Annotated in this window: 23 protein-coding genes; 16 read left to right on the top strand and 7 right to left on the bottom strand. The window is 70.7% G+C overall.

Going from position 1 to position 24,687, the window contains the following annotated elements; genetic code table 11:
* A partial coding sequence (locus EUA94_RS21155) for an HNH endonuclease signature motif containing protein (RefSeq protein ID WP_165357088.1) occupies positions 1 to 1,382 on the bottom strand: 1,382 nt, incomplete at its 3' end.
* 105 nt (positions 1,383 to 1,487) lie between these two features.
* On the opposite strand from EUA94_RS21155, the gene EUA94_RS21150 reads away from it, so the two are divergent.
* The 4 genes from EUA94_RS21150 to EUA94_RS21135 are packed head-to-tail and all read left to right on the top strand — an operon-like array spanning position 1,488 to position 4,005.
* Positions 1,488 to 2,435 (top strand): lipid kinase, encoded by a 948-nt coding sequence (locus tag EUA94_RS21150; RefSeq protein ID WP_129428896.1) that lies wholly within the window; start codon positions 1,488 to 1,490, stop codon positions 2,433 to 2,435.
* 9 nt (positions 2,436 to 2,444) lie between these two features.
* Complete coding sequence (rpe, locus tag EUA94_RS21145) at positions 2,445 to 3,107, top strand: ribulose-phosphate 3-epimerase (protein ID WP_129428895.1); 663 nt, start codon at positions 2,445 to 2,447, stop codon at positions 3,105 to 3,107.
* The gene (locus EUA94_RS21140; RefSeq protein WP_129428894.1) at positions 3,104 to 3,514 is read left to right on the top strand and encodes an MmcQ/YjbR family DNA-binding protein; all 411 of its coding nucleotides are present in this window, start codon (positions 3,104 to 3,106) and stop codon (positions 3,512 to 3,514) included. The genes rpe and EUA94_RS21140 overlap by 4 nt, the downstream gene beginning before the upstream one ends.
* Positions 3,515 to 3,537: 23 nt before the next feature.
* A complete protein-coding gene (locus EUA94_RS21135; protein WP_129428893.1) occupies positions 3,538 to 4,005 on the top strand; it encodes a DUF427 domain-containing protein in 468 nt (155 codons plus the stop codon).
* Between the two features lie 17 nt (positions 4,006 to 4,022).
* On the opposite strand, the gene EUA94_RS21130 is transcribed toward EUA94_RS21135, so the two are convergent.
* On the bottom strand, positions 4,023 to 4,250 hold the full coding sequence (locus EUA94_RS21130; RefSeq protein ID WP_242495112.1) for a DUF5703 family protein: 228 nt from the start codon (positions 4,248 to 4,250) through the stop codon (positions 4,023 to 4,025).
* 17 nt (positions 4,251 to 4,267) lie between these two features.
* Complete coding sequence (locus tag EUA94_RS21125; protein WP_129428892.1) at positions 4,268 to 5,215, bottom strand: aldo/keto reductase; 948 nt, start codon at positions 5,213 to 5,215, stop codon at positions 4,268 to 4,270.
* Positions 5,216 to 5,278: 63 nt separating this feature from the next.
* On the opposite strand from EUA94_RS21125, the gene EUA94_RS21120 reads away from it, so the two are divergent.
* Positions 5,279 to 6,103 (top strand): undecaprenyl-diphosphate phosphatase, encoded by an 825-nt coding sequence (locus EUA94_RS21120; RefSeq protein ID WP_129428891.1) that lies wholly within the window; start codon positions 5,279 to 5,281, stop codon positions 6,101 to 6,103.
* On the opposite strand, the gene EUA94_RS21115 is transcribed toward EUA94_RS21120, so the two are convergent.
* The gene (locus EUA94_RS21115; protein WP_242495110.1) at positions 6,069 to 7,304 is read right to left on the bottom strand and encodes an MFS transporter; all 1,236 of its coding nucleotides are present in this window, start codon (positions 7,302 to 7,304) and stop codon (positions 6,069 to 6,071) included. The two genes, EUA94_RS21120 and EUA94_RS21115, sit on opposite strands and share 35 nt — an antisense overlap.
* A complete protein-coding gene (gene corA / locus EUA94_RS21110; RefSeq protein WP_129428890.1) occupies positions 7,295 to 8,275 on the bottom strand; it encodes a magnesium/cobalt transporter CorA in 981 nt (326 codons plus the stop codon). Before corA ends, EUA94_RS21115 begins: the two co-directional genes overlap by 10 nt.
* A gap of 32 nt (positions 8,276 to 8,307) precedes the next feature.
* Here corA and EUA94_RS21105 point away from each other — a divergent pair, with 32 nt between their 5' ends.
* The 4 genes from EUA94_RS21105 (at position 8,308) to mshC (ending at position 11,801) form a co-directional block, all read left to right on the top strand.
* Positions 8,308 to 9,036: a histidine phosphatase family protein gene (locus tag EUA94_RS21105; RefSeq protein WP_129428889.1), complete on the top strand. Its 729-nt coding sequence runs from the start codon at positions 8,308 to 8,310 to the stop codon at positions 9,034 to 9,036.
* 25 nt (positions 9,037 to 9,061) lie between these two features.
* Positions 9,062 to 9,646: a DUF3090 domain-containing protein gene (locus tag EUA94_RS21100; RefSeq protein ID WP_129428888.1), complete on the top strand. Its 585-nt coding sequence runs from the start codon at positions 9,062 to 9,064 to the stop codon at positions 9,644 to 9,646.
* On the top strand, positions 9,636 to 10,418 hold the full coding sequence (locus EUA94_RS21095) for an SCO1664 family protein (protein ID WP_340640876.1): 783 nt from the start codon (positions 9,636 to 9,638) through the stop codon (positions 10,416 to 10,418). Before EUA94_RS21100 ends, EUA94_RS21095 begins: the two co-directional genes overlap by 11 nt.
* Positions 10,419 to 10,562: 144 nt before the next feature.
* Positions 10,563 to 11,801 carry a cysteine--1-D-myo-inosityl 2-amino-2-deoxy-alpha-D-glucopyranoside ligase gene (gene mshC, locus EUA94_RS21090; protein WP_129428887.1) on the top strand — a complete coding sequence of 413 codons (1,239 nt, stop codon included), beginning with the start codon at positions 10,563 to 10,565 and terminating at the stop codon, positions 11,799 to 11,801.
* A gap of 184 nt (positions 11,802 to 11,985) precedes the next feature.
* On the opposite strand, the gene EUA94_RS21085 is transcribed toward mshC, so the two are convergent.
* A complete protein-coding gene (locus EUA94_RS21085) occupies positions 11,986 to 12,831 on the bottom strand; it encodes a PAC2 family protein (RefSeq protein ID WP_129428886.1) in 846 nt (281 codons plus the stop codon).
* Positions 12,832 to 13,035: 204 nt separating this feature from the next.
* Here EUA94_RS21085 and metH point away from each other — a divergent pair, with 204 nt between their 5' ends.
* From metH to EUA94_RS21050, 7 genes are all read left to right on the top strand, one after another.
* Positions 13,036 to 16,749 carry a methionine synthase gene (metH, locus tag EUA94_RS21080; protein ID WP_207210695.1) on the top strand — a complete coding sequence of 1,238 codons (3,714 nt, stop codon included), beginning with the start codon at positions 13,036 to 13,038 and terminating at the stop codon, positions 16,747 to 16,749.
* A gap of 5 nt (positions 16,750 to 16,754) precedes the next feature.
* Positions 16,755 to 17,411, top strand: coding sequence for an HAD family hydrolase (locus tag EUA94_RS21075; RefSeq protein ID WP_242495107.1), 657 nt, complete (start codon positions 16,755 to 16,757; stop codon positions 17,409 to 17,411).
* Between the two features lie 112 nt (positions 17,412 to 17,523).
* Positions 17,524 to 19,197, top strand: coding sequence for an ABC transporter substrate-binding protein (locus tag EUA94_RS21070; protein ID WP_129428884.1), 1,674 nt, complete (start codon positions 17,524 to 17,526; stop codon positions 19,195 to 19,197).
* 90 nt (positions 19,198 to 19,287) lie between these two features.
* Entirely contained in the window at positions 19,288 to 20,298 is a 1,011-nt protein-coding gene (locus tag EUA94_RS21065) for an ABC transporter permease (protein WP_129428883.1), read from the top strand.
* Positions 20,299 to 20,303: 5 nt separating this feature from the next.
* Entirely contained in the window at positions 20,304 to 21,281 is a 978-nt protein-coding gene (locus EUA94_RS21060) for an ABC transporter permease (RefSeq protein ID WP_242495105.1), read from the top strand.
* 5 nt (positions 21,282 to 21,286) lie between these two features.
* Positions 21,287 to 22,309: an ABC transporter ATP-binding protein gene (locus tag EUA94_RS21055; protein ID WP_129428882.1), complete on the top strand. Its 1,023-nt coding sequence runs from the start codon at positions 21,287 to 21,289 to the stop codon at positions 22,307 to 22,309.
* Positions 22,306 to 23,439 carry an ABC transporter ATP-binding protein gene (locus tag EUA94_RS21050; RefSeq protein WP_129428881.1) on the top strand — a complete coding sequence of 378 codons (1,134 nt, stop codon included), beginning with the start codon at positions 22,306 to 22,308 and terminating at the stop codon, positions 23,437 to 23,439. The genes EUA94_RS21055 and EUA94_RS21050 overlap by 4 nt, the downstream gene beginning before the upstream one ends.
* 321 nt (positions 23,440 to 23,760) lie before the next feature.
* On the opposite strand, the gene EUA94_RS21045 is transcribed toward EUA94_RS21050, so the two are convergent.
* Positions 23,761 to 24,666 carry a RecB family exonuclease gene (locus tag EUA94_RS21045; RefSeq protein WP_129428880.1) on the bottom strand — a complete coding sequence of 302 codons (906 nt, stop codon included), beginning with the start codon at positions 24,664 to 24,666 and terminating at the stop codon, positions 23,761 to 23,763.
* Positions 24,667 to 24,687 lie beyond the last annotated feature (21 nt).

The raw sequence follows: 24,687 nt of genomic DNA, 5'->3' as shown, positions 1-24,687 counted from the left end.
GGTGGCTCGGGTTCGTCGATCCGGGTGGTGCCGGTCCGGTCGCGTCGGTAGCGGTGGCCGTGGGGGCTCGTCCACTCAAAGACACCTGGCGCGACCATGCGGTAGGTCCAGGCGGAGTGGGTCTTGAGGCGGTGGTGGTAGCGACACAGCGCGGCCAGGTTGTGCGTGGCGGTCGGGCCGGGTTGTGGCCTGCCTTCGGCTGCTGCGTCGTGGTCGTACTCGACGACATGGTCGACGTCGCAGCGCCGGGCTGGTCGGGTGCACCAGGGGAACACGCAGGTCCGGTCGCGGAGAACGATCTGCTCGCGGATCCGGTCGGGGATCTCGTACGCCGGCGTCGACAGCTCGGCTTGCAAGTCGATCACGGGTTTGATGGTGACCGTGGTGCGGGAGTCGGCGCACCAGCCCATGACCTGGTCGAGGAGGACCAGTCGCTGGCCGTTCTCCATGTGGCCGGTGGGACCGAAGACCGTCTGCTCGCCCACGGTGGATGCGTCGAAGTGGGCGTGGACGACGACCTCCCGGGCAGCCGGCAGACCATCCTCGTTGCCGCCGGAGCGGTGGCCTTGGCTGAACAGGTCCAGCGCGGTCTGGGTGCGGGCGAGGTCGCCGAGGGCCTTGGCGCGGCGTACGTCCAACGAGTCGGTCGACCCGAGTGCCTTCTGCGCCGCAGCGTTGTGGCTCAACGCCTGGTCCAGGTCGAGGGCGTCGGCGAGGTCGAGGTCGGCCTCGACATGCAGGGTCCCGGCGTAGTGGACGTCCTCCTTGTTGACCGTGACGTGGCGTGGGTCGACGGAGAGGTAGCCGTCCTCCGGATCAGCTGCCGGGTCCGGTGTGGCGAGCTCGAACCTCTTGATGGTCTCGGCGACCAGCCGGTCGAGCTGGGCGGTGCCGATGCGTCCGGCGACGGCGGCGACCTGGGAGTCGATCCACTGGGCGGCGTCCATCGTCAGTGCGGGTGAGGTGTGGATGGTCGTCTCGGCGACGAATCGGGCCCGCCAGGAAGGCACGCGCCCGGACTGAACCTGGTCCCAGAGCCGGGGGAGTCGGTGGCGGAACTCGAGGGCGTGACCGATGAGCTTCTTCGCCGCCGTGGTCGAGATCCCGAGGACGGCACCGAGTTCGGCCACACAAAACTCCGCCACCAGCGGGCAACCCTCGCCGGCGATGGGTTCCTCGCCCTCGCAGCCGGGAACGGTGAACGCCGCCGCGGAGTGGATCGACTCCGGCGGGTGGAGGTCGGCCCACCGGGCGGCGAGGTCGAGCTGGCGCGCGGCTGCGGCGTCCTCCTCGGTGCGCGCCTCCCTGATCGAGGCGAGCAGAGCGCTGGTCGAGGTGTCATCCTCGGCCTTCTCCTGCACCCGCTCCAGCATCTCGATCATGCGTTCGACTCTAGAGAAGCCCACCGACAGTCGGGCGACGCTCTGCACAGCCGGACCACAGGTCGTCCTCACCGTCCTCTCACCTGCGACTCCTAGCGTGGAGTCATGCATCACGACACCCCCACCACTCCGCGCACCGACCGCGTCGCCGTCGTCGTCAACACCGCGTCCCGCACCGGCGCCCGGGCGCTCCCGCTCGTCTCGGCCGCGCTGGGACGTACGGCCGAGGAGGTCGTCGTCTACCCGGCCCACGGAGGGCTGGAGCTGCTGGACGCGCTCGGGGCCGCGATGGACGACGAGCCCGACCTGCTGGTCGTGGGAGGTGGCGACGGCACCATCGGCTGCGCGGCGGGCCTCGTGGCGCACACGCGCACCACGCTCGGCGTGCTTCCGCTCGGCACCGCCAACGACTTCGCCCGGACGCTCGAGATCCCGACCGCACTGACCGACGCGGTGGACACGCTCCTGACCGGGAAGGTCGTGGACGTCGACCTCGGCCGGGTCGACGGACGGGCCTACCTCAACGTCGCATCCCTGGGGCTGTCGGTGGCTGTCACGCGCCGCCTCACGCCGGGCCTCAAGCGCCGGCTCGGGCGGTTCGCGTATCCCGCGGCCACGCTCGCCGCGTACCGCGACCACCGACCGTTCTCGGCCAGCCTCGAGCTCGAGGACGGGACGGTCCTCGAGCTGCACGACCTGATGCAGGTGGCCGTCGGCAACGGCCGGCACTACGGCGGCGGTCTGACCGTCGCACCGAACGCCTCGATCGACGACCACCTCCTCGACGTGTACGCCGTCGGGCAGGGCCGGCTGCGCGACCACGTGTCGATCGCGCGCCTGCTGCGCACCGGCCACCTCGTCGAGCACGACCGGGTGCACCACCTCACCGCTCGCCGGCTGACGCTCCTCACCGACGAGCCCCTGGAGATCAACCTCGACGGGGAGGTAGCCGCCACCACACCGGCGACGTTCGAGGTGGACCGCAACGCCCTCCACGTCGTCGTACCCGCCCACAGCCGAGCCGCCCGGATGGATGGCGCGCCGATTCCCTAGGATCGACCCGTGGGCATCCAGATCACGCCGAGCATCCTCAACGCCGACCTGTCGCGCCTTGCCGACGAGGTGGCCCGGATCCCCAGTGCCGACTGGGTGCACGTCGACGTGATGGACAACCACTTCGTCCCCAACCTCACCCTCGGCCTCCCGGTCATTGAGGCGCTGAGCAAGCACGCCTCGCAGCCGATCGACGTGCACCTGATGATCGAGGACGCCGATCGGTGGGCTCCGGCGTACGCCGAGGCTGGCTGCGGGTCGGTGACGTTCCACGCCGAAGCCGCCACGGCCCCGGTGCGGCTGGCCCGCGAGATCCGCGCCCAGGGCGCGCGGGCTGCGATGGCGCTCAAACCGGCCACGCCGATCGAGCCGTACGAGGCGCTCCTCCCGGAGCTCGACATGGTCCTCATCATGACCGTCGAGCCGGGCTTCGGCGGCCAGAAGTTCCTCGACCTGTGCCTGCCCAAGATCCGCACGGCCCGTGAGCTGATGCGCAAGCACGGCGTCGAGACCTGGCTCCAGGTCGACGGCGGCGTCTCGCTCGAGACCATCGAGCGCTGCGCCGAGGCCGGTGCTGACGTGTTCGTCGCCGGGTCGGCCGTCTTCTCCGCCGACGACCCCGACGCGATGGTGCGCGGGCTCAAGGCGAAGGCCGAAGCCGCCTCGCGATGAGCAGGAGAGCCACGGCTGACGACATCCACGCCACCGCGCTCGGCATGCCACACGTGACCGTGGCTCAGGGCACGAACCCCGTCTACCAGGTGGGCGGCAAGTCCTTCGTCTTCTTCCGTACGCCTCGACCCGACGCCGTCGACCCCGAGTCGGGTGAGCGCTACGACGACGTCATCGTCCTGTGGGTTGGCTCGGAGGGCGACAAGGAGGCGCTGCTGCAGGACGAGCGACTGCCGCTCTTCACCACGCCCCACTTCGACGGCCACCCGTCCATCCTCGTACGGGCGTCGCGGGTCGGTGAGATGGAGCGCGACGAGCTGGTCGAGATCGTCCAGGAGGCGTGGCTCGCCCAGGCCTCGGCGACGCGCCGCCGTCACTGGCTCGCCGAACGCCACCTCGATCCCTGAGGACCGCTCCGTAGATTGGCGGCATGACCGAATCCGTCTGGGACTACCCGCGCCCGCCGCGGGTCGAGGAGAGCGACGAGCACGTCGTCGTGACGCACCGCGGCGTCGTGCTCGCCGACACGACCGGTAGCCTGCGCGTCCTCGAGACCAGCCACCCGCCGACGTACTACCTGCCGCGCTCCGCCTTCGCCGAGGGCGTGCTCCGGACCGGCCAGCGCGGTGCGTCGTGGTGCGAGTGGAAGGGAGGCGCCGACTACTTCGACCTCGTGGTCGGTGACGAAGTGCTGACCGCCGTCGCGTGGACGTACCCGACACCGGCGTCGGGATTCGAAGCGCTCACCGACCACATCGCGCTCTACCCCGGTCGGGTCGACCAGTGCACGGTCGACGGCGAGGTCGTCGAGCCGCAGCCGGGGAACTTCTACGGCGGCTGGATCACCTCGCGCGTCACCGGACCGTTCAAGGGATCACCGGGCACGTCGGGCTGGTGACGTCGTACGCCGGGTCGTCAGCCGGCGAAGAGGGTCAGCCGCTGGCGGATGATCTTGCGCCGGAGCACGACCCGGCGCTTGCCGTCGTGGCCGATGCGGAGCCGGTCGAGCTCCCAGCCGCCGTGCTCGGCGCGCTCGACGATCATCCGGGTGACGACGTTGCGCGAGAAGTCGGGGGGCAGCACGAGCGTCTCGAACTCCCACTCGATACCGCGTCCGGGTGGACGGCGCTGGATCCTGGCCACGTGATCTCCCCTCGGGGTCAGTCGGCGGACACGTCGTCGAGGGCCTCGACGATCTCGGCGGGCAGGGTCAGGTCCTCGATCCCGAGTGCGCCGTCGAGCTGCGCAGCGGTGCGTGCCCCCACGATCGGAGCGGTCACGCCGGGCCGGTCGCGGACCCACACCAGCGCCACCTCGAGCGGCGACCAGCCGAGCCCGTCGGCGGCACGCACGACCGCCTCGACGATCCCGCGACCGCGGTCGTCGAGGTAGGCACCGACGAAGCCGGCGAAGTGCTCGGTGGCGCCGCGCGAGTCGGACGGCGTACCGGTGCGGTACTTGCCGGTCAGCACGCCCCGGCCCAGCGGCGACCACGGCAGCACGCCGAGGCCGAGGGCCTTCGCGGCGGGGAGCACCTCGTGCTCGACGTGGCGGTTGAGCAGGGAGTACTCCACCTGGGTGGAGGCGAGGGGAGTGCGGCCCGGCACGGCGCGCTGCCAGGTCGCGGCCTGGGCGGTCTGCCAGCCGCTGTAGTTGGAGATGCCGACGTACGACGCGCGACCCGACGACACCGCGAGGTCGAGCGCCGTGAGGGTCTCCTCGACCGGCGTCTCGTCGGTCCACACGTGCACCTGCCACAGGTCGACGTGGTCGACGCCGAGCCGCTTCAGGGAGGCGTCGAGGCTGGTCAGGAGGTGCCCGCGCGAGGTGTTGGTGACCCGCTGGCCCGTACGCCGCGAGATGCCGGCCTTCGTCGCGAGGACGACCTCGTCGCGGGCCACGACGTCGCCGAGCAGGGTGCCGATCAGCTCCTCGCTGGCACCGTCGCCGTAGCCGGCCGCGGTGTCGACCAGCGTGCCGCCCGCCTCGGCGAAGGCGATGAGCTGGTCGCGGGCCTCGTGCTCGTCGGTGTCCCGGCCCCAGGTCATGGTGCCCAGGCCCAGTCGGGAGACCTTCAGGCCGGTGGCGCCGAGCGAACGCTGCTGCATGGGGGTGAGAGTAGCCACGGGTCCTGCGTGGACGAACGGGACGCGCCCGTAGGCTCACGCCCTGTGACGGATCTCCTCAAGGCCGTGGTCCTCGGCATCATCCAGGGACTCACGGAGTTCCTGCCCATCTCGAGCAGCGCGCACCTGCGGATCTTCCCCGAGCTGTTCGGGTGGGGCGACCCGGGAGCGGCCTTCACCGCCGTCATCCAGATCGGCACCGAGCTGGCCGTGCTGATCTACTTCCGCAAGGACATCTGGCGCATCGGTAGCGCGTGGGTGCGGTCGCTGTTCCGCGCGGAGTACCGCGGCACGCTCGACTCGCGGATGGGCTGGTACATCATCGTCGGCTCGCTGCCGATCGTCGTGCTGGGCGTGCTGCTCAAGGACGTCATCGAGCGCGACTTCCGCAACCTCTGGATCATCGGCACCACGCTGATCGTGATGGGCGTCGTGCTCGGCATCGCCGACCGCGTCGGCCGTACGGATCGGCCGATCGGCAAGATCACCCTCAAGGACGCGGCGCTGATGGGCGTCGCGCAGGCGCTCGCGCTGATCCCCGGGGTCTCCCGGTCGGGCGCGACGATCTCGATGGGCCGCTTCCTCGGCTTCGACCGCGAGGCGGCCACCCGCTTCGCTTTCCTCCTGGCGATCCCTGCAGTCGTCGGCGCAGGGCTCTTCGAGCTCAAGGAGATCCCCAACGGCCACAACGACTTCGGGTGGGGGCCGACCCTCACCGCGACGGTGGTCTCCTTCGTCGTCGGGTACGCCGCCATCGCGTGGCTGCTGCGCTACGTCAGCACCCGGTCGTACACGCCGTTCGTCGTCTACCGGATCCTGCTCGGCGCCGGCACGCTCATCCTGCTCGGCGCCGGCGTGCTGACCGCCTGAACGTGTCGACCAGCAGGGCCAGCGCGATCACCTGCGTGACGGCGACCACCGCGACGAGGGCGGGCAGCGACCGCTCGTAGAGCCAGCCGGCACCCACGCCGCCGACGATCGCCAGCAGACCCTGGATGGCCGCGAAGACGCCGTACGCCGTGGCCCGTCGCGGCGCCTCGACGAGGTCCGCGACCACCGCCTTGATGGTCGAGTCCTGCACGCCCTGCGCGAAGCCCCACGCCATGACACCGGCGAGGACGGCGACCAGCGCCGAGCCCAGCGCGAGCGCCGGCACGAGGGCGACCAGCACCGGGACGACCAGCAGCACCCGCGGGCCGGTGCGGTCGTAGACCGTGCCGACGGCAAGGGCCGCAACCGCCTCGACGGCCATCGCTGCGGCGTACACGAGCGGCACCGCCGCGACGGGCAGCAGGCCCTCGACGGTGAGGTGGTAGCCGATGATGCCGAAGGTGACGAGCGCGCCGGTGGTGAGCGACGCCGCGATCGCGTAGCGGAAGAAGTCACCTGACAGGCCCGCCCCGACCGCCTCGGCCCACCAGCCGCGGCGCTCGCCCGGTTCGCTGCGTACGGTCGCCGACTCGTCGTACACGCCCGGATCGGGGACCCTGCGGCGCAGCGTGAGCAGCAGGACCATCGCGATGGCACCCGGGACGGCCAGCACGGCCATGCCCGTCCACAGCGAGCTGAGGGCAACCACGCCGGCCACGAGGAGGGGACCCGCGAAGGCGCCGACCTGGTCGAGCGCTTTGTGCACGCCGAACCCGCGGCCCCGTCCGACGGCCACCGCGACCTGGGCGAGCAGCGCCGACTTCGACGGAGACCGGATCGCCTTGCCGAGCCGCTCGAGCAGGATCATGGTCGCGCCGAAGGCGAGCCCGGCGACGCCGAGGCGCGGGGCCAGGGCGAGCAGCGGCACGCAGACGGCGGTCAGCCCGTAGCCGAGGATCGTGAGCGACCAGTAGCGCCCCGTGCGGTCGGCGAGCGGGCCGAACGCCAGGCGCAGCACCAGCGCGACCGCCTCGCCAGCGCCCGTGACGAGCCCGACGACCACCGCGGAGGCGCCGAGGCCGGCCAGCAGCGGTCCGTAGACCGAGCGCGCACCCTCGTAGACCATGTCGGCGAACAGGCTGACGAAGCCGAACCACCACACCACCCGCCAGGCCGAGGGAGCAGGTCGGGTCACAGCCACCCGGACTTCTTGAAGAACCAGAGCAGGAAGGCGGACGCCCCGACCATCAGGAGCAGCGCGAACGGGTAGCCGTAGGTCCAGTGCAGCTCGGGCATGTGGTCGAAGTTCATGCCGTAGACGCCGGCAATGAGGGTGGGGACCACGACGAGTGCCGCGCCGGCTGAGATCTTGCGCATGTCGTCGTTCTGCTGGACCGAGATCCGCGCCAGGTGGGCGTCGAACGCGGTCGACAGCAGGACGTCGAGGTTGTCGATCACCTCGGACACGCGCTGGAGGTGGTCGGCCACGTCGCGGAAGTAGGTCGCGGTCTCGGGAGTGATGCGCTCGTCGGCTCCCATCGCAAACTTCCGCATCGGCTCGCGCAGCGGCATGACCGCACGGCGCACCTCCGCGATCTCGCGCTTGAGCACATAGATGCGATTGGAGTCGTTCGTGCGGGCCTCGGAGAAGACCGACTCCTCGACCTCGTCGACGTCCTCCTCCAGCAGGTCGCCGACCTTCTCGTACTCGTCGACCACGCGGTCGCAGATGGCGTAGAGCACGGCCATCGGACCGTGCTCCAGCACCTTGGCCCGGTGCTCGAGGTCGCGGCGGGAGCCCGCGAGGTCGATGCCCTGACCGTGGCGGACGGTCACGACGAAGTCCTTGCCGATGAACATGTTGATCTCGCCGGTCTCGACCGCGTCCTCCTCGTCGACGTACCAGAGCGTCTTGAGGACGAGGAACAGCGTGTCGTCGTAGCGCTCGAGCTTGGGGCGCTGGTGGGAGTCGCCGGCGTCCTCGACGGCCAGCGGGTGCAGGTCGAAGGTGCGCGCGATGAGGTCGAGCTCGTCGGGGCTCGGGTCGTGGATGCCGATCCACTGGAAGTCGCCCGGGTCGCACGGGACCCGCGCCGAGCCGAGGCTCTGGTCGTCGTCCGTGCCGAGCTGCACCCGCTTGCCCTGGTGGTAGAGGGCGTTGTCGACGATCACGGGCTCAGGCTAATCCCACTAGCCTCGGGATCGTGCCCACCGTCATCCTCGTCCGACACGGCCGATCGACCGCCAACACCGCCGGCGTGCTCGCCGGGCGTACGCCGGGGGTGCACCTCGACGACGTCGGCGTGAAGCAGGCCGCCGCCGTCGGCGAGCGACTGGCGGGCGTACGCCTCGCTGCTGCCGTCACCAGCCCGCTGGAGCGGTGCCGCGAGACGAGCAAGGAGATCACCGGTCGACAGGCCGCGCCGCTGCGCGCGAGCACCGACAAGCAGCTGTCCGAGTGCGACTACGGCGACTGGCAGGGCCGGCCGTTGAAGGACCTCTCCAAGGAGAAGCTCTGGAAGACCGTGCAGGCCCAGCCGTCGGCGGCAACCTTCCCGGGTGGCGAGTCGATGCGGGCCATGCAGGACCGCGCGGTCGCCGCGATCCGGCGGCACGGCGCGCGGGTCGGCGCGGAGCACGGCGAGGACGCGGTCTGGCTCGCGGTGAGCCACGGCGACGTGATCAAGTCGATCCTCGCCGACGCCCTCGGAACGCACCTGGACCTCTTCCAGCGGATCCACGTCGACCCGGCCTCGGTGTCGATCGTGAGCTACACCGACACGCGCCCGTTCGTCCTCGGCACCAACACCCACGGCGGCGACCTGTCCTGGCTCAACGCGCCCGCCAAGACGCGGCGCCGCTCGTCGCGCTCCACCCGCACCGACGCCGCAGTCGGCGGGGGATCAGGCCCCGAGACCCCTCAGCAGGCCTAGACAGGCACGTCCTAGGGTGAGTGGCATGCCTGTCGTGCACCGCTTCGACCCGCCCGAGCGCTTCGTCGCCGGCACCGTTGGCGAGCCCGGCTCGCGCACCTTCTTCCTCCAGGCGCGCGAGGGGGCGCGGGTGGTCAGCGTCTCGCTCGAGAAGCAGCAGGTCGCTGCTCTCGCCGAGCGCATCGACGAGCTGCTCGACGAGCTGATGAGCGCGGCCGGCGACGAGGTGCTGATCCCGGCGATCACGCCGCGCGACATGGTCGACGGCCGGCCCCTCGAGCAGCCGATCCAGGAGGAGTTCCGCGCCGGCACGATGACGCTGTCGTGGGACGGCGACGACGAGCGCATCGTGATCGAGGTCTTCCCGTTCACCGAGGCCGCCGTCGTCTCGCCCGAGCAGCTCCAGGAGGACCTGGAGGACCTGCTCGAGCCGGAGCCGGACGAGATCCTGCTGGTCCGGCTCACCGCGGCCGCGGCGCGGTCCTTCGTCGAACGCTCGCGCAGCGTGGTGGGTGCCGGCCGCCCCGACTGCCCCTTCTGCGGCGAGCCCGTCGACCCCGACGGCCACCTGTGCGTACGGTCCAACGGCTTCCGGCGTCGTGACCCCTGATCGCATGCTCCCGCGCGACTTCCCGACCGGCGAGCTGACCCTCCACGGCCGGGTCCTGCCCGCGTCCAACGCGACCTTCGTCGGTGAGATCGATGGCGTGCGCGTGGTCTACAAGCCGATCGCCGGCGAGCGCCCGCTCTGGGACTTCCCCGACGGCACCCTGGCCGCGCGCGAGGTGGCGGCGTACGCCGTGTCGGAGGCGCTCGGCTGGGACATCGTCCCGCCGACCGTCCTCCGCGAAGGGCCGCACGGCGAAGGCATGGTCCAGCTGTGGCGCGACGAGGTCGAGGACCAGGCGCCCGTCGACATCGTCGGCGAGGGGGACACGCCCGAGGGGTTCCGCCACGTCTTCGACGGCCTCGACGCCCACGACCAGCCCGTCTCGCTGGTGCACGAGGACTCCGCCGAGCTGCGCCGGATGGCGCTCTTCGACGTCGTGGTCAACAACGCCGACCGCAAGGGCGGCCACGTCCTCCCGATGGCCGACGGCCACCGCCACGGCGTCGACCACGGCCTGACCTTCCACGTCGAGAACAAGCTGCGCACGGTGCTCTGGGGCTTCGTGGGCGAGCCGGTCTCCGACGACGAGGCCGAAGGGCTGCGCCGCCTGGCCTCCGCCCTCGACGGCAAACTCGGCACCACCCTCGCCGGCCTGCTGGCGAGCGACGAGCTGGCGGTCACCGCTCGGCGGCTTCGTCGGCTGCTGGACCGCGGGGTCTTCCCGGCGCCCGCCTCGTCGGCGTACCCCGTCATCCCCTGGCCGCCGTTCTGAGACCGGCAGTCGCCGGCGAGGAACGAGCCGGCGGCGTGGGCCGGGCCGGATCGAGTAGGCCCGCGGGCGAGGGACGAGCCCGCGCAAGGCCGTATCGAGATCTCCCCCATCAGGGGCTTCCGCGCGGCCGATAGGCTGCGCACCATGCGTTCCTGGTCGTCGCCCGACGTTCCCCGACTGCCCGTGACGGGCCCGGTGGTCCGGGTCCACGACACCGCGAGCGGCCAGGTCGTCGAGACACGGCCCGAGGGTCCGGCGCGGATGTACGTCTGCGGCATCACGCCGTACGACGCGACGCACATCGGCCACGCGGCGACGTACGTCGGCTTCGACCTGCTCCACCGGGCCTGGCACAACGCCGGCCACGACGTGACCTACGTCCAGAACGTCACCGACGTCGACGACCCCCTGCTCGAGCGGGCGACCAAGGTCAAGGTCGACTGGGTCGAGCTCGCCGAGCGCGAGACGCAGCTCTTCCGCGACGACATGGAGGCGCTGCGGGTGCTGCCGCCCGCGCACTACATCGGCGCCGTCGAGTCGATCCCGCAGGTCATCGAGCTGATCCAGCGCCTCGACGGTGCCGGTGCCGTCTACAAGGTCGAGGACGACCTCTACTTCTCGGTGACCGCCGACGACGCGTTCGGCTCGGTGTCCGGGCTCGACCGCGAGGCGATGCTGGGGATCTTCGGCGAGCGTGGGGGAGACCCCGACCGCGTCGGCAAGAAGGACCCGCTCGACTGCCTGCTGTGGCGCGCCGAGCGTCCGGGCGAGCCCTCCTGGGAGAGCCCCTTTGGTGCGGGCCGGCCGGGCTGGCACATCGAGTGCACCGCCATCGCCCTCGACCACCTCGGCACGTCGTTCGACGTACAAGGAGGCGGCAGCGACCTCGTCTTCCCGCACCACGAGATGTCCGCCGGCCACGGCCAGGTCGCCCACCCCGGCGAACAGTTCGCCGGCATCTACGCTCACGCCGGGATGGTGGCCTACGACGGCGAGAAGATGTCGAAGTCCAAGGGCAACCTCGTCTTCGTCTCCGCGCTGCGGATGAGCGAGGTCGACCCGATGGCCATCCGGCTGGTGCTCCTGCGCCACCACTACCGCAGCGACTGGGAGTGGACCGACGACCAGCTCTGGGCCGCCGTCGACACCCTCGCCGACTGGCGCCGGGCGCTCGCCCTCGGCTACGGCGCCGACTCCGCCCCGGTCGTCGAGCGGGTGCTCACCGCCCTGGCCGACGACCTCGACGCCCCGACCGCGGTCGCCGCCGTCCAGGAGTGGGTCGACGCCACCCTCGGCACCACAGGCCTCGCCGACACCTCCGACCACGAGGCGGCAGCGACCATCCACCGCCTCCTCGACGCCGCCCTCGGCCTCGCGCTCTGACGTACGCCTGCCGTCTCCCTCGTGTCCATCGTCGGACTCGAGCGGCCATATGTCCGCTCGAGTGACGACCTGGACGCCGTCGCGGACTGGTCGACAGATATGGACGCCAGACGCACGCCATGGCGGGCGTTGAGCGGCCATATGTCCGCTCGAGTCACGATCTGGACGGGTCGTGGGGACGCCCTCAGTCGGTGTCGCGGCGCTTGAGGTAGCGCTCGAACTCCCGCGCGATCGCCTCGCCGCTGGCCTCGGGGAGGTCGGCGGTGTCGCGGGTCTCCTCGAGCGCACGGACGTAGTCGGCGACGTCCTCGTCCTCGGCAGCCAGCTCGTCGACGCCGCGCTCCCAGGCCTTGGCGTCCTCGACCAGGTCACCCAGCGGCATCGGCGCCTGGAGCAGCTCCTCGAGCTGGCCGAGCAGCGCGAGCGTGGCCTTGGGGCACGGCGGCTGGGCGACGTAGTGGGGGACCGCGGCCCAGTAGGACACCGCCGGGATGTCGAGCTGGGTGCACGCGTCGTTGAAGACGCCGACGATGCCGGTCGGCCCCTCGTACGTCGACTGCTCGAGGTCGAGTCGGTCGACGAGCTCCGGCTCGGTGGCCGTCCCGGTGACCGGGATGGGTCGGGTGTGCGGGGTGTCGGCCAGGAGCGCCCCGAGAGTGATCACCAGCTCAGCACCCAGGTCGTCGCAGGCGGCGAGCAGCTCGGCGCAGAACTGGCGCCACTTCATGCTCGGCTCGATCCCGCGGACCAGGATGATGTCGCGGTCGAGCTCGGCGGGGCGCGCCACCGCGATCCGGGTGGTGGGCCAGGCGAGGCGGCGGTGACCGTTGACGTCGGTGCTGATGATCGGCCGGTTGACCTGGAAGTCGTAGAACTCCTCCGGGTCGATGGCACCGATCACCTCGGCCTTCCACTCCTCCATCAGGTGGTCGACGAGGCCGGAGGCCGCGTCCGCGGCGTCGTTCCACCCCTCGAAGGCGGCGATCACCACGGGGGAGACCAGGTCCTGCAGGTCGTCGAACTCGATCACCACTCCACCCTAGGGCTCATCTCCCAGCGATCCGTCGTGATTTCGTGGGGGGTGTCGGCGGGTGCCACCATGTGGGAATCCGGTCCGCGTGTCGGACACCGTTCCTAGGCTGGCTCTCCGCCGGCAACAGGAAGGCCACTCGTGAAGCCGCAGCACCGCCCGGACGCCACCGACGCCCTCACGGAGATCCTGGGCGAGCGGATCATGGTGCTCGACGGTGCGATGGGCACGGCCATCCAGCGTGACCGCCCCGACGAGGCCGGATATCGCGGGGAGCGCTTCGCCGACCACCCCAGCGACCTGGTGGGCAACAACGACCTGCTGACGATCACGCAGCCGCAGATCATCCGCACGATCCACGAGGAGTACCTCCGGGCCGGCGCGGACATCATCGAGACCAACACGTTCAACGCCACCGCGATCTCGCTGGCCGACTACGGCCTCGAGGAGCTCGCCTACGAGCTCAACTACGAGTCCGCTCGCCTCGCTCGCGCGGCGGCCGACGCCGTTGCCACCGACGACCGGCCGCGCTGGGTCGCCGGCGCGCTCGGCCCGACCACCCGCACCGCCTCCATCTCCCCGGACGTCAACGACCCCGGCGCCCGCAACGTCTCGTTCGACCAGCTCGCCGACGCCTACCTGATCGCCGCGCGCGGCCTGGTCGACGGTGGCGCCGACCTGCTGATGATCGAGACGATCTTCGACACCCTCAACGCCAAGGCCGCGATCTTCGCGGTCGAGACGCTCTTCGAGGAGCAGGAGCGCCGCTGGCCGGTGATCATCTCCGGGACGATCACCGACGCATCCGGTCGTACGCTCTCCGGCCAGGTCACCGAGGCGTTCTGGGACTCCGTACGCCACGCCCGGCCGCTCGCGGTCGGCCTCAACTGCGCCCTGGGCGCGCGCGACATGCGCCCGTACGTCGCCGAGCTCTCCCGGCTCGCCGACTCGTTCGTCTCCGTCTATCCCAACGCCGGCCTGCCCAACGCGTTCGGCGAGTACGACGAGACCCCGGACCAGACGGCTGCGGTCCTGTCCGAGTTCGCCGACGCCGGCTTCCTCAACCTCGTCGGCGGTTGCTGCGGCACCACGCCCGAGCACATCGAGGCGATCGCCCAGGCCGTCGACGGCAAGGCGCGGCGCGAGCAGGTGGCCCACCAGCCGGTCATGCGGCTGTCCGGCCTCGAGCCGCTGACGATCACCGAGGAGAGCCTCTTCGTCAACGTCGGCGAGCGCACCAACATCACCGGCTCCGCCCGCTTCCGCAAGCTCATCAAGGACGGCGACTACGACGCCGCCCTGGCCGTCGCGGCCCAGCAGGTCGAGTCCGGCGCGCAGGTCATCGACGTCAACATGGACGAGGGGATGATCGACGGCGTCGCCGCGATGGACCGCTTCCTCAAGCTGATCGCCGCCGAGCCCGACATCAGCCGCGTCCCGGTGATGGTCGACTCCTCGAAGTGGGAGGTGATCGAGGCCGGCCTCAAGTGCGTGCAGGGCAAGGCGATCGTCAACTCCATCTCGATGAAGGAGGGTGAGGACGCGTTCCGCGACCACGCCCGCCTCTGCCGCAAGTACGGCGCCGCGGTAGTGGTGATGGCGTTCGACGAGGACGGCCAGGCCGACAACCTCGAGCGTCGCAAGGCGATCTGCGAGCGGGCCTACCGGATCCTGGTCGACGAGGTCCGCTTCCCGCCCGAGGACATCATCTTCGACCCCAACGTGTTCGCCGTCGCGACCGGCATCGAGGAGCACGCGACCTACGGCCAGGACTTCATCGAGGCGACGCGCTGGATCAAGGCGAACCTGCCCGGCGCCAAGGTCAGCGGCGGCATCTCCAACGTCTCCTTCTCCTTCCGCGGCAACAACCCCGTACGCGAGGCGATCCACGCCGTCTTCCTCTTCCACGCCATCCGGGCCGGCCTCGACATGGGCATCGTGAACGCCGGCGCCCTGGTGGTCTACGACGAGGTCGACGCCGACCTGCGCCAGCGCATCGAGGACGTCGTCCTCAACACGCGCCCCGACGCCGCCGAGCGGCTGCTCGAGATCGCCGAGCGCTACAACGTCGCCGCGACCGACGTCGAGGTCACCGAGGACGAGTGGCGGGCGCTGCCCATCGGCGAGCGGATCACGCACGCCCTGGTCAAGGGCATCGATGCGCACGTCGAGTCCGACACCGAGATCCTGCGCCAGGAGATCGCCGATCGCGGCGGTCGCCCCATCGAGGTCATCGAGGGCCCGTTGATGGACGGGATGAACGTCGTCGGCGACCTGTTCGGCGCCGGCAAGATGTTCCTCCCGCAGGTGGTCAAGAGCGCCCGCGTGATGAAGAAGGCCGTCGCCTACCTCATCCCCTTCATCGAGCAGGAGAAGCTGGACAACCCCGAGCTCGCCACCGCCAAGGACACCAACGGCACGATCGTCATGGCGACGGTCAAGGGCGACGTCCACGACATCGGCAAGAACATCGTCGGCGTCGTCCTGCAGTGCAACAACTACGAGGTCATCGACCTCGGCGTGATGGTCCCGGCGCAGAAGATCCTCGACACGGCTGCCGAGGTGGGGGCCGACATCATCGGCCTGTCCGGCCTGATCACGCCGTCGCTCGACGAGATGGTCAACTTCGCCTCGGAGATGCAGCGCCAGGGCCTCGAGATCCCGCTGCTCATCGGCGGTGCCACCACGTCGCGCGCGCACACCGCGGTCAAGGTCGACCCCAAGTACGACGGACCGGTCGTCTGGGTGAAGGACGCCTCCCGCTCCGTGCCCACCGCCGCTGCCCTGCTCCACGAGACCGGCCGCGCCAAGCTGATGGCAGACGTGCAGGCCGACTTCGACTCGCTCCGCACCCGCCACGCGGCCAAGAACGACCGGCCCATGGTGACCCTCGAGCAGGCGCGCGCCAACGCGACCCCGATCGACTGGACCGACCACCGGCCGCGCAAGCCGCACATGCTCCTCCAGCAGGACCGCTCCGTCTCGACGATCATCGGCACCCGCGTGACCCAGAACGTCCGCGTGCTGCGCGACCAGGACCTGTCGGTGCTGCGCCGCTACATCGACTGGCAGCCCTTCTTCAACGCCTGGGAGATGAAGGGCGCGTTCCCCGACATCCTCAACAACCCCAGCTCGGGACCTGCCGCCCGCAAGCTCTACGACGACGCGCAGGAGATGCTCGACACGATGATCGAGGAGAAGTGGATCCGCGCCCACGGCGTCGTCGGCTTCTTCCCGGCGGCCTCCACCGGCGACGACGTCGAGCTCTACCTCGGTGACGACCGGAGCGAGGTGCACGCCACGCTCCGCCACCTGCGCCAGCAGGGCAAGCACCGCGACGGCGTACCCAACCGGTCGCTGGCCGACTACGTCGCACCCAAGGACTCCGGCCTCCGCGACCACGTGGGCGCGTTCGCCGTGACCGCCGGCGACGGTGTGACGGAGCGGGTGGCCGCCTTCCGCGAGGAGCTCGACGACTACAACGCGATCCTGCTCGAGTCGCTCGCCGACCGGCTGGCCGAGGCCTTCGCCGAGCGGCTCCACGAGCGCGTACGCAAGGAGCTGTGGGGCTACGCGCCCGACGAGCACCTCGACAACGTCGGGCTCATCAAGGAGCAGTACGACGGCATCCGCCCCGCCCCGGGCTATCCCGCCTGTCCCGAGCACACCGAGAAGCAGACGCTGTGGGAGCTGCTCGACGTCGAGACGCACACCGGCATCCAGCTCACCGAGTCGATGGCGATGTGGCCGGGCGCGTCGGTCAGCGGCTTCTACTACTCCCACCCGCAGGCGCAGTACTTCGTGGTGGGCCGCCTCAACCGCGACCAGGTGGCCGACTACGCCGAGCGCAAGGGCTGGACCCTCACCGAGGCCGAGCGGTGGCTCTCGCCCAACCTCGGCTACGACCCGGAGGACTGAGAAACGTGAAGGCTGTCCTCTTCGACATGGACGGGACCCTCGTCGACACCGAGCCGTACTGGATCGACACCGAGTACGCGCTGGCCGAGAAGTACGGCGGCACCTGGTCCCACGAGCACGCGATGAACCTCGTCGGCAGCGCGCTCCTCGACTCCGGCGACTACATCCGGGTCCACATGGGCATCGACCGCACCCCGCAGCAGATCGTGGACGAGCTGCTCGACGGCGTGGTGGCGCGGGTGGAGGTCGAGGTGCCGTGGCGTCCGGGCGCCCGCGAGCTGCTCGCCGACCTGCACGCCGAGGGCATCCCGTGCGCCCTGGTCACGATGTCGTGGCAGCGCTTCGTCGACCCGATCCTGGAGCGGTTGCCCGCGGGGATCTTCGCCAGCATCGTCACCGGCGACCGGGTCGAGTTCGGCAAGCCCCACCCCGAGCCCTACCTCACCGCGGCCGCCGAGCTGGGGCTGGCGCCGGAGGAGTGCGTGGCCATCGAGGACTCCAACACCGGGGCCAAGTCGGCCGTCGCGGCCGGGTGCACGGTGCTCTGCGTGCCCCACCACGTGCCGATCCTCGAGGGCGAGGGGCGGGTGTTCGCCGACACCCTCAGTGGGCTCGACGCGGCAGGTCTGTCGCGTCTCGTGGAGGCGTACACCGCACGCTGAGCAGGGCCGAACACGTGATGCGACCGTGACCATGTCGCGGTGGCCCGGGTCACATCGAGCGGTCTAGGGTGCGGGAACAACCCGATCGCACCACCTTTCGGAAGGACCTCGGATGTCTTTGAGACGCAACCCGGCCACACTCACCGCGGCAGTTCTGGCAGCCGCCACCTTGGCGAGCTGTGCCGACAGCCAGCGCGACGACGGTGACGGCGACGGCGGGGGAGGCAGTGACGACGGCACGTTCATCTTCGGTGCCGCAGGTGCCCCCGAGATGTTCGACCCCTTCTACGCCACCGACGGCGAGACCTTCCGGGTCACCCGCCAGATGTTCGAGGGCCTGGTCGGCATCAAGCCCGGCACCGCCGAGGTCGTGCCGGAGCTGGCCACCGAGTGGACGCCCAACGACGACGGCACCGAGTGGACCTTCACGCTGCGCGACGACGTGACCTTCCACGACGGAGAGGCGTTCAACGCCGAGGCCGTCTGCTACAACTTCGACCGGATGTTCGACCAGAACGAGGCCGGCCAGACCGCCGGTGAGTACTGGGGCTACGTCATGGGCGCGTTCTCCAACGACGCCGAGAACTCGCTCTACCAGGGCTGCGAGGCGGCCGGTGAGTTCGAGGCCGTCATCTCGATCAGCGGCCCCACGTCCGGCTTCCCGACGATGCTCTCCCTCGAGTCGCTGTCGATGCAGTCGCCCAAGGCGCTCGAGGAGGGTGACGCCAACGGCATCGCCGCCGAGGGCGAGGGCTTCAGCTTCCCGGCGTACGCCGACGCGCCCGTCGGCACCGGCCCGTTCACGTTCGGTGAGTACGACGAGGCCAACGGCACGATCACGCTCGCGCGCAACGACGACTACTGGGGTGACGCTGCCCAGACGAGCGAGCTCGTCTTCCGGGTCATCCCCGACGAGAGCACGCGGCGCCAGGAGCTCGAGGCCGGCAGCATCAACGGCTACGACCTGCCCAACCCGGTCGACTGGGCCGGGCTGGAGAGCGACGGCAACAGCGTCGAGGTGCGCGACCCGTTCAACATCCTCTACCTCGGCCTGAACCCGGAGGCCAACCCGGCGCTCAAGGACCTCAACGTCCGCAAGGCGCTCTACCACGCGCTCAACCGCGACCAGCTCGTCTCGACGCAGCTGCCCGAGGGTGCCGCCGTGGCGACGCAGTTCATGCCCGACACGGTCAGCGGTTACAACACGACCATCGAGCCCTACGCCTACGACCCCGACGAGGCCAAGCGACTCCTGGCCGAGGCCGGTGCCGAGGACCTGGAGCTCACGTTCGCGTACCCGACCGAGGTCAGCCGGCCGTACATGCCGGACCCGGAGAAGATCTACGAGGCGCTGCGCACCGACCTCGAGGCCGTCGGCATCACGGTCAACGTCAAGACGGCCTCCTGGAACGGCGGCTACCTCGACAACGTGACGGCCGGCAAGTACGACGCGTACATCCTCGGCTGGACCGGTGACTACGACTCGCCGTTCAACTTCATCGGCACGTTCTTCGGCAACCTCAAGGAGAACGACTTCGGCACCGAGGCCTACCCGTGGGGCAAGACGCTCGCCGACGACCTCAGGGCCGCGGACGCCGTCGTCGACGACGCCGAGCGGGGTGCCGCCTTCGAGACGCTCAACCAGCAGATCATGGACGAGTACCTCCCGGGTCTCCCGATCAGCCACTCGCCGCCCGCGCTGGTGGTCGGCCCGGGTGTCGACGGCGTGGTGCCCAGCCCGCTGACGGCCGAGGAGTTCGACACCGTGACTGTCGGCGGGGAGTGACTCCCACCCACCGGTGACAGACCGATCTGCGTGAGTCCGGGGGCCGTCCCAGCGGCGGCCCCCGGACCGCGCAGCGTGTGAGGAGATGCGTTGATCCGCTTCGTCGTACGACGATTGCTTCAGATGTGTGTGGTCGTGGTCGTGCTGTCCATGCTCGTCTTCGGGTGGCTGCGATCGCTGCCCGGCGGGCCGGTGTCGGCCATGCTGGGGGAGCGTCAGACCCCCGAGCGCCGGGCCGCCCTGGAGGCCGCCCTCGGGCTCGACCAGCCGTTGCCCGTGCAGTACGCCAAGTTCATGGAGCGCGCGGTCCACGGCAACTTCGGCGTCTCCACCAAGGTCCTGCCCGGCGAGGACGCCCTCGACGTCTTCCTGAGCCGCCTGCCCGCGACGATCGAGCTGTCCTTCCTGGCGATGCTGCTCGCGATCGCGCTCGGCATCCCGCTGGGCTACATCGCCGCCCGCCGCCAGGGGTCGTACGTCGACACGGGTGCGGTCATCTTCTCGCTGGTCGGCGTGGCGGTGCCGGTGTTCTTCACGGCCTTCCTGCTCAAGTACTCCTTCGCCGTCGAGTGGAACCTGCTGCCGGTGTCCGGGCGGCAGAGCACCGGCGTCGACGCGACCCGCGTGACGGGGATGTTCGTCCTCGACGGCATCCTCACCCGCGAGTGGGACGCCTCGTGGGACGCACTCAAGCACCTCATCCTGCCCTCGGTGGCGCTGGCCACGATCCCCTTCGCGGTGATCTTCCGCATCACCCGCGCGTCGGTCCTCGACGTGCTCGACGAGGACTACGTCCGCACCGCCGAGGCCAAGGGCCTGACCTCGCGGGTGATCCGCGGTCGCCACGTGCTGCGCAACGCGATGCTTCCCGTGACGACGACGATCGGTCTCCAGGTCGGCGGTCTGCTCGCGGGCGCGGTGCTGACGGAGTCGGTCTTCTCATTCCGCGGGGTCGGTGACGCGCTCGCCACCGCCTTCCGCGAGAAGGACTACCCGGTGCTCCAGGTGCTGATCCTGGCGGCCGCGGTGATCTACGTCCTGGTCAACCTGCTGGTGGACATCGCGTACGCGGTCATCGACCCCCGGATCAGGACGAGGTGAGCCGCGTGGACAAGATCGACCAGACGGACGAGCCCACGCGCCGGACGTCGTACGGCCAGCGGCGCAAGGACCGCATCGACGCGCTGGCCGCCGCGTCGATCGACGAGGAGCCCGGCATCTCGCTGATCCGCAGCGCCTGGAAGCGGCTGCGGCGCAACCCGATCTTCCTCGTCGGCCTCGCCATCACGGTGGCGTTCGTCGTGCTGGCGGCGATCGCGCCGTGGATCGCGCCGTGGGACGTCACCGCGAGCCCGCTCCTCGACAAGGTGCGCCCGCAGACCAACCCCGTGCCCGGCCCCGAGCCGGGGCATCTGCTCGGCGGTGACGACCGGGGTCGCGACCTCTTCTCGCGGCTCCTGGTCGGCAGTCGGCAGACCCTGGTGGTGGGTGTCTTCGCGACGCTGTTCGGCCTCCTGGGCGGACTGACGCTGGGCACGATCGCCGGCGCGCTCGGCGGCTGGGTCGACTCGCTGGTGATGCGCATCGTCGACGTGCTGCTGTCCGTTCCGTCGCTGCTGCTGGCCTTCACGGTCGCCTCGCTCGCGCGGGAGCCGAGCCAGTGGACGCTGATCATCGCGATCGCCATCGTGCAGGTGCCGATCTTCGCGCGCCTGCTGCGGGGAGCGATGCTTGCGCAGCGCTCGAGCGACCACGTGCTCGCGGCACGCTCCCTGGGGGTCCGCCCGTGGGCCATCGTGTTCCGGCACATGCTGCCCAACGCGATGGGACCGGTCATCGTGCAGGCGACGCTCTCGCTGGCAGTCGCGATCATCGACGCTGCCGCCCTCTCCTTCCTGGGGCTCGGCAACCCCGATCAGAGACAACCCGAGTGGGGGCAGATGCTCGGCCTGGCCCAGCGCTACATCTCCGAGGCACCGCACCTGGCCTTCTACCCGGCCGGCTGCATCATCGTCGTGGCCCTCGGCTTCACGCTCATGGGCGAGTCGCTGCGCGAGGCCCTCGACCCGAAGTCGAGGAGGTGACCGCGATGACCCAGCAGACCCACCGGCCCAGCCAGTTCGGCGGCGGCTCGGCCGAGCCGCTGCTCTCCGTACGCGACCTGCGCGTGACGTTCCAGCGCCACGGCGAGGAGGCCTTCCACGCGGTCGACGGCGTCAGCTTCGACGTACGCCCGGGGCAGACCGTCGGTCTCGTCGGGGAGTCCGGCTGCGGCAAGTCCGTGACGTCGCTCGCGATCATGGGCCTGCTGCCCGACCGCGGCAACCACGTCGAGGGCACGGCCGTGTTCGACGGCGAGGACCTGCTCACGCTGTCCCGCTCGGCCATGCGCGATCGGCGGGGCTCGGACATCGCGATGATCTTCCAGGACCCGCTGTCGTCGCTCAATCCGGTCGTCACGATCGGGCGCCAGGTCACCGAGGTGATGGAGCGCCACCAAGGCCTCAGCCGCAAGGAGGCGACGCCCAAGGCCGCCGACCTGCTCGAGCGGGTCGGAATCCCCGACCCGAAGGCGCGGCTCGCCAACTATCCCCACCAGCTCAGCGGCGGCATGCGGCAGCGCGCGCTGATCGCGATGGCGCTGGCCTGCAACCCTCGCTTGCTGATCGCCGACGAGCCCACGACCGCGCTCGACGTCACCATCCAGGCGCAGATCCTCGCGCTCCTCAAGGAGCTCGTCGTCGACACCGGCACGGCGCTGGTGATGATCACCCACGACCTTGGCGTCGTGGCCGGGCTCTGCGACGAGGTCAACGTGCTCTACGGCGGCAAGGTCGTCGAGCGAGGCGGCCGGCACGGCCTGTTCAAGAACCCGCGCCACCCGTACACGGTCGGCCTGCTCAACTCGATCCCGCGGCTCGACGCCGTGCGCGGCGAGAAGCTGTCGCCGGTGCCGGGGTCGGTGGCCGACAACCTGCCGTGGACCTCCGCGTGTGCGTTCGCGCCGCGGTGCTCCAACGCCATTGCCCCCTGCACGCAGGAGACGCCGCAGTGGGACGGCGACGAGGTCGTCGGCTTCCGGTGCTTCAACCCGATGGGAGGGCCCCGATGAGCGAGAGCGCCGACATCCTGGTCGAGGTCAGGGGCCTCGAGGTCCACTTCCCGATCAAGAGCGGCATCGTCTTCGACCGCACCGTCGGGCACGTGCTGGCCGTCGACGGAGTCGACCTCAGCATCCGCCGCGGCGAGACGTACGGCCTGGTGGGGGAGTCGGGGTGCGGCAAGTCCACCCTCGGCAAGGCGATCCTCAACCTCGAGCCGCCCACGGCCGGTTCGATCGTCTTCGACGGCGTCGACATCGCCTCGCTCAAGGGTGAGGAGCTGCGCCGCGAGCGCAAGCGGTTCCAGATGGTGTTCCAGGACCCGCTCTCCAGCCTCGACCCGCGGCAGACGGTCGAGTCCCTGCTGGTCGAGGGGCTGCGCGCCCACGGGATGGACACCGACAAGGCGAAGACCCGCGCCCGGCTCCGCGAGCTGATGTCGGCCGTCGGCCTGCCGGTCGCCGCCCTCAGCAAGTACCCCCACGAGTTCTCCGGCGGCCAGCGCCAGCGGGTCGGCATCGCGCGGGCGCTGTCGGTCGGCCCCGACCTGATCGTCGCCGACGAGCCGGTGAGCGCCCTCGACGTGTCGATCCAGGCGCAGGTGATCAACCTGCTCCAGGACCTGCAGGACGAGCTCGGCCTGACCTACCTCGTCGTCGCCCACGACCTCGCGGTCGTTCGCCACATCAGCGACCGGATCGGCGTGATGTACCTCGGCGGGCTGGTGGAGGAGTCCGACGGCGCCGAGCTGTACGACGTGCCGCTCCACCCGTACACCCGAGCCCTCATGTCCGCGGTGCCCGTGCCGGACCCGCAGGTGGAGGACACGCGCGAACAGATCCTGCTGACCGGCGACCTGCCGTCGCCGGCCAACCCGCCGACCGGGTGCCGCTTCCACACCCGGTGCCCGTGGCGCCAGGAGACTCTCTGCGACACCGAGCGGCCGCAGCTGCGGGTCGTCGAGGTCGAGGGAGCATCGGCCAGCCACCGGGTGGCCTGCCACTGGGCCGAGCAGATCGCGGCGGGCGAGATCCAGCAGCACGAGGTGGCGCCGACGCTCGTGGACCAGGGCGGATCCGGCTTCGGTGTTCCCGACGTCACCGAGCCGCCGCACCAGATGCAGGCCGGCGACGCCTTCTAGCTCGGTGTGGTGAGCGGTGCGTGAGGCGGCTTCTCGACGCTCGGAATCCGCCTGGCTCACCGCCCGCGCGCGTGTCGGCGTACGACGCGCGGGCCGGCGGTGTGTGAGGCGGCTTTTCATCCCTCGGAATCCGCCTGCCTCACCGCTCCCTCGGGGTCAGTCCGGGTCACTGCGGGGTGAGCGGTGGTCGAGCCACGTGCGCGAGCCGCGGAGTGTGGCTGGACCACCGCCCAGCGGCGTGTCGGCGTACGACGCACCCGCGAGCGGTGGCCGAGCGACATTCGCGAGCCGCCGAGTGTGGTTGGACCACCGCTCGGGCGGTCAGTCCTCCGACTCGTCGGTCGAGACGTCGGCGACCACGACCGGACGTTCCGGCAGCGGCGGGATCGTGCCGCCCTTGGTCGGGCAGAACTCGTGGAAGCTGCACCAGTCGCACAGGCGCGACGGGCTCGGCTGCCAGTCGCCCGACTCCTGGGCGAGCCTGATCGCGGCCCAGACCGCCTCGACCTTGCGCTCGGTGGCGCGGAGGTCGTCCTCGTCGGGCTCGTAACGCAGGATCTCGCCGTTGCCGAGGTAGATCAGCTGGAGGACCGAGGGCACGATGCCGCGCAGCCGCCAGACGACGAGCGCGTAGAACCGCATCTGGAAGAGCGCCTTGGCCTCGTAGCCGACCCCCGGCGACCGGCCGCTCTTGTAGTCGACCAGCCTGATCCGGCCGTCCGGCGCCACGTCGATCCGGTCGACGAAGCCGCGCAGGAGGAGCTTGGAGTCGAGGAGCGCCTCGACGTAGAGCTCGCGGTCGGCCGGCTCGAGTCGCCGCGGGTCCTCGAGGTCGAAGTAGCGGTCGAGGACCGTACGGGCCGACAGCAACCAGGCAGCGAAGTCGGGGCCGGCCTCGCCGAACATCGCGTCGAGCCCGGGCTCCGCCTCGAGCAGCGCCTGCCACGTCGGCTCGAGCATGCCGCCGGCCCGCTCGGGCGTGCGGTCGAGTGCCGGGAGGTCGAAGAGGTCCTCGAGCACCTTGTGGACCAGGGTGCCGCGCAGCGCGTCGGGCGATGGCACCTCCGGGAGCCGGTCGATCGTGCGGAACCGGTACATCAGGGGGCAGGCCATGAAGTCGCCCGCGCGGCTCGGCGAGATCGCGCCGAGTACGTCGACGCCGTCGACCGGCGTCGAGACCCGCTCGGCGGGGGACTCGGCAGACGGGGGTGCCGCAGGGATCGACATGAGGCGGCTCACGATAGGCGA

The organism is Nocardioides zhouii (genome assembly GCF_004137345.1).
GTDB classification, from domain to species: Bacteria; Actinomycetota; Actinomycetes; order Propionibacteriales; family Nocardioidaceae; genus Nocardioides; species Nocardioides zhouii.
Note: the sequence above shows the minus strand (reverse complement) of the source record. Positions and strands in the feature narration are given on the sequence as shown.

Coding starts and splice junctions, on each gene's coding strand:
- EUA94_RS21150 (WP_129428896.1), top strand. CDS start 1,488: ATGCATCACGACACCCCCACCACTCCGCGCACCGACCGCGTCGCCGTC.
- EUA94_RS21140 (WP_129428894.1), top strand. CDS start 3,104: ATGAGCAGGAGAGCCACGGCTGACGACATCCACGCCACCGCGCTCGGC.
- EUA94_RS21135 (WP_129428893.1), top strand. CDS start 3,538: ATGACCGAATCCGTCTGGGACTACCCGCGCCCGCCGCGGGTCGAGGAG.
- EUA94_RS21125 (WP_129428892.1), bottom strand. CDS start 5,215: ATGCAGCAGCGTTCGCTCGGCGCCACCGGCCTGAAGGTCTCCCGACTG.
- EUA94_RS21100 (WP_129428888.1), top strand. CDS start 9,062: ATGCCTGTCGTGCACCGCTTCGACCCGCCCGAGCGCTTCGTCGCCGGC.
- mshC (WP_129428887.1), top strand. CDS start 10,563: ATGCGTTCCTGGTCGTCGCCCGACGTTCCCCGACTGCCCGTGACGGGC.
- metH (WP_207210695.1), top strand. CDS start 13,036: ATGGTGCTCGACGGTGCGATGGGCACGGCCATCCAGCGTGACCGCCCC.
- EUA94_RS21070 (WP_129428884.1), top strand. CDS start 17,524: ATGTCTTTGAGACGCAACCCGGCCACACTCACCGCGGCAGTTCTGGCA.
- EUA94_RS21055 (WP_129428882.1), top strand. CDS start 21,287: ATGACCCAGCAGACCCACCGGCCCAGCCAGTTCGGCGGCGGCTCGGCC.
- EUA94_RS21050 (WP_129428881.1), top strand. CDS start 22,306: ATGAGCGAGAGCGCCGACATCCTGGTCGAGGTCAGGGGCCTCGAGGTC.
- EUA94_RS21045 (WP_129428880.1), bottom strand. CDS start 24,666: ATGTCGATCCCTGCGGCACCCCCGTCTGCCGAGTCCCCCGCCGAGCGG.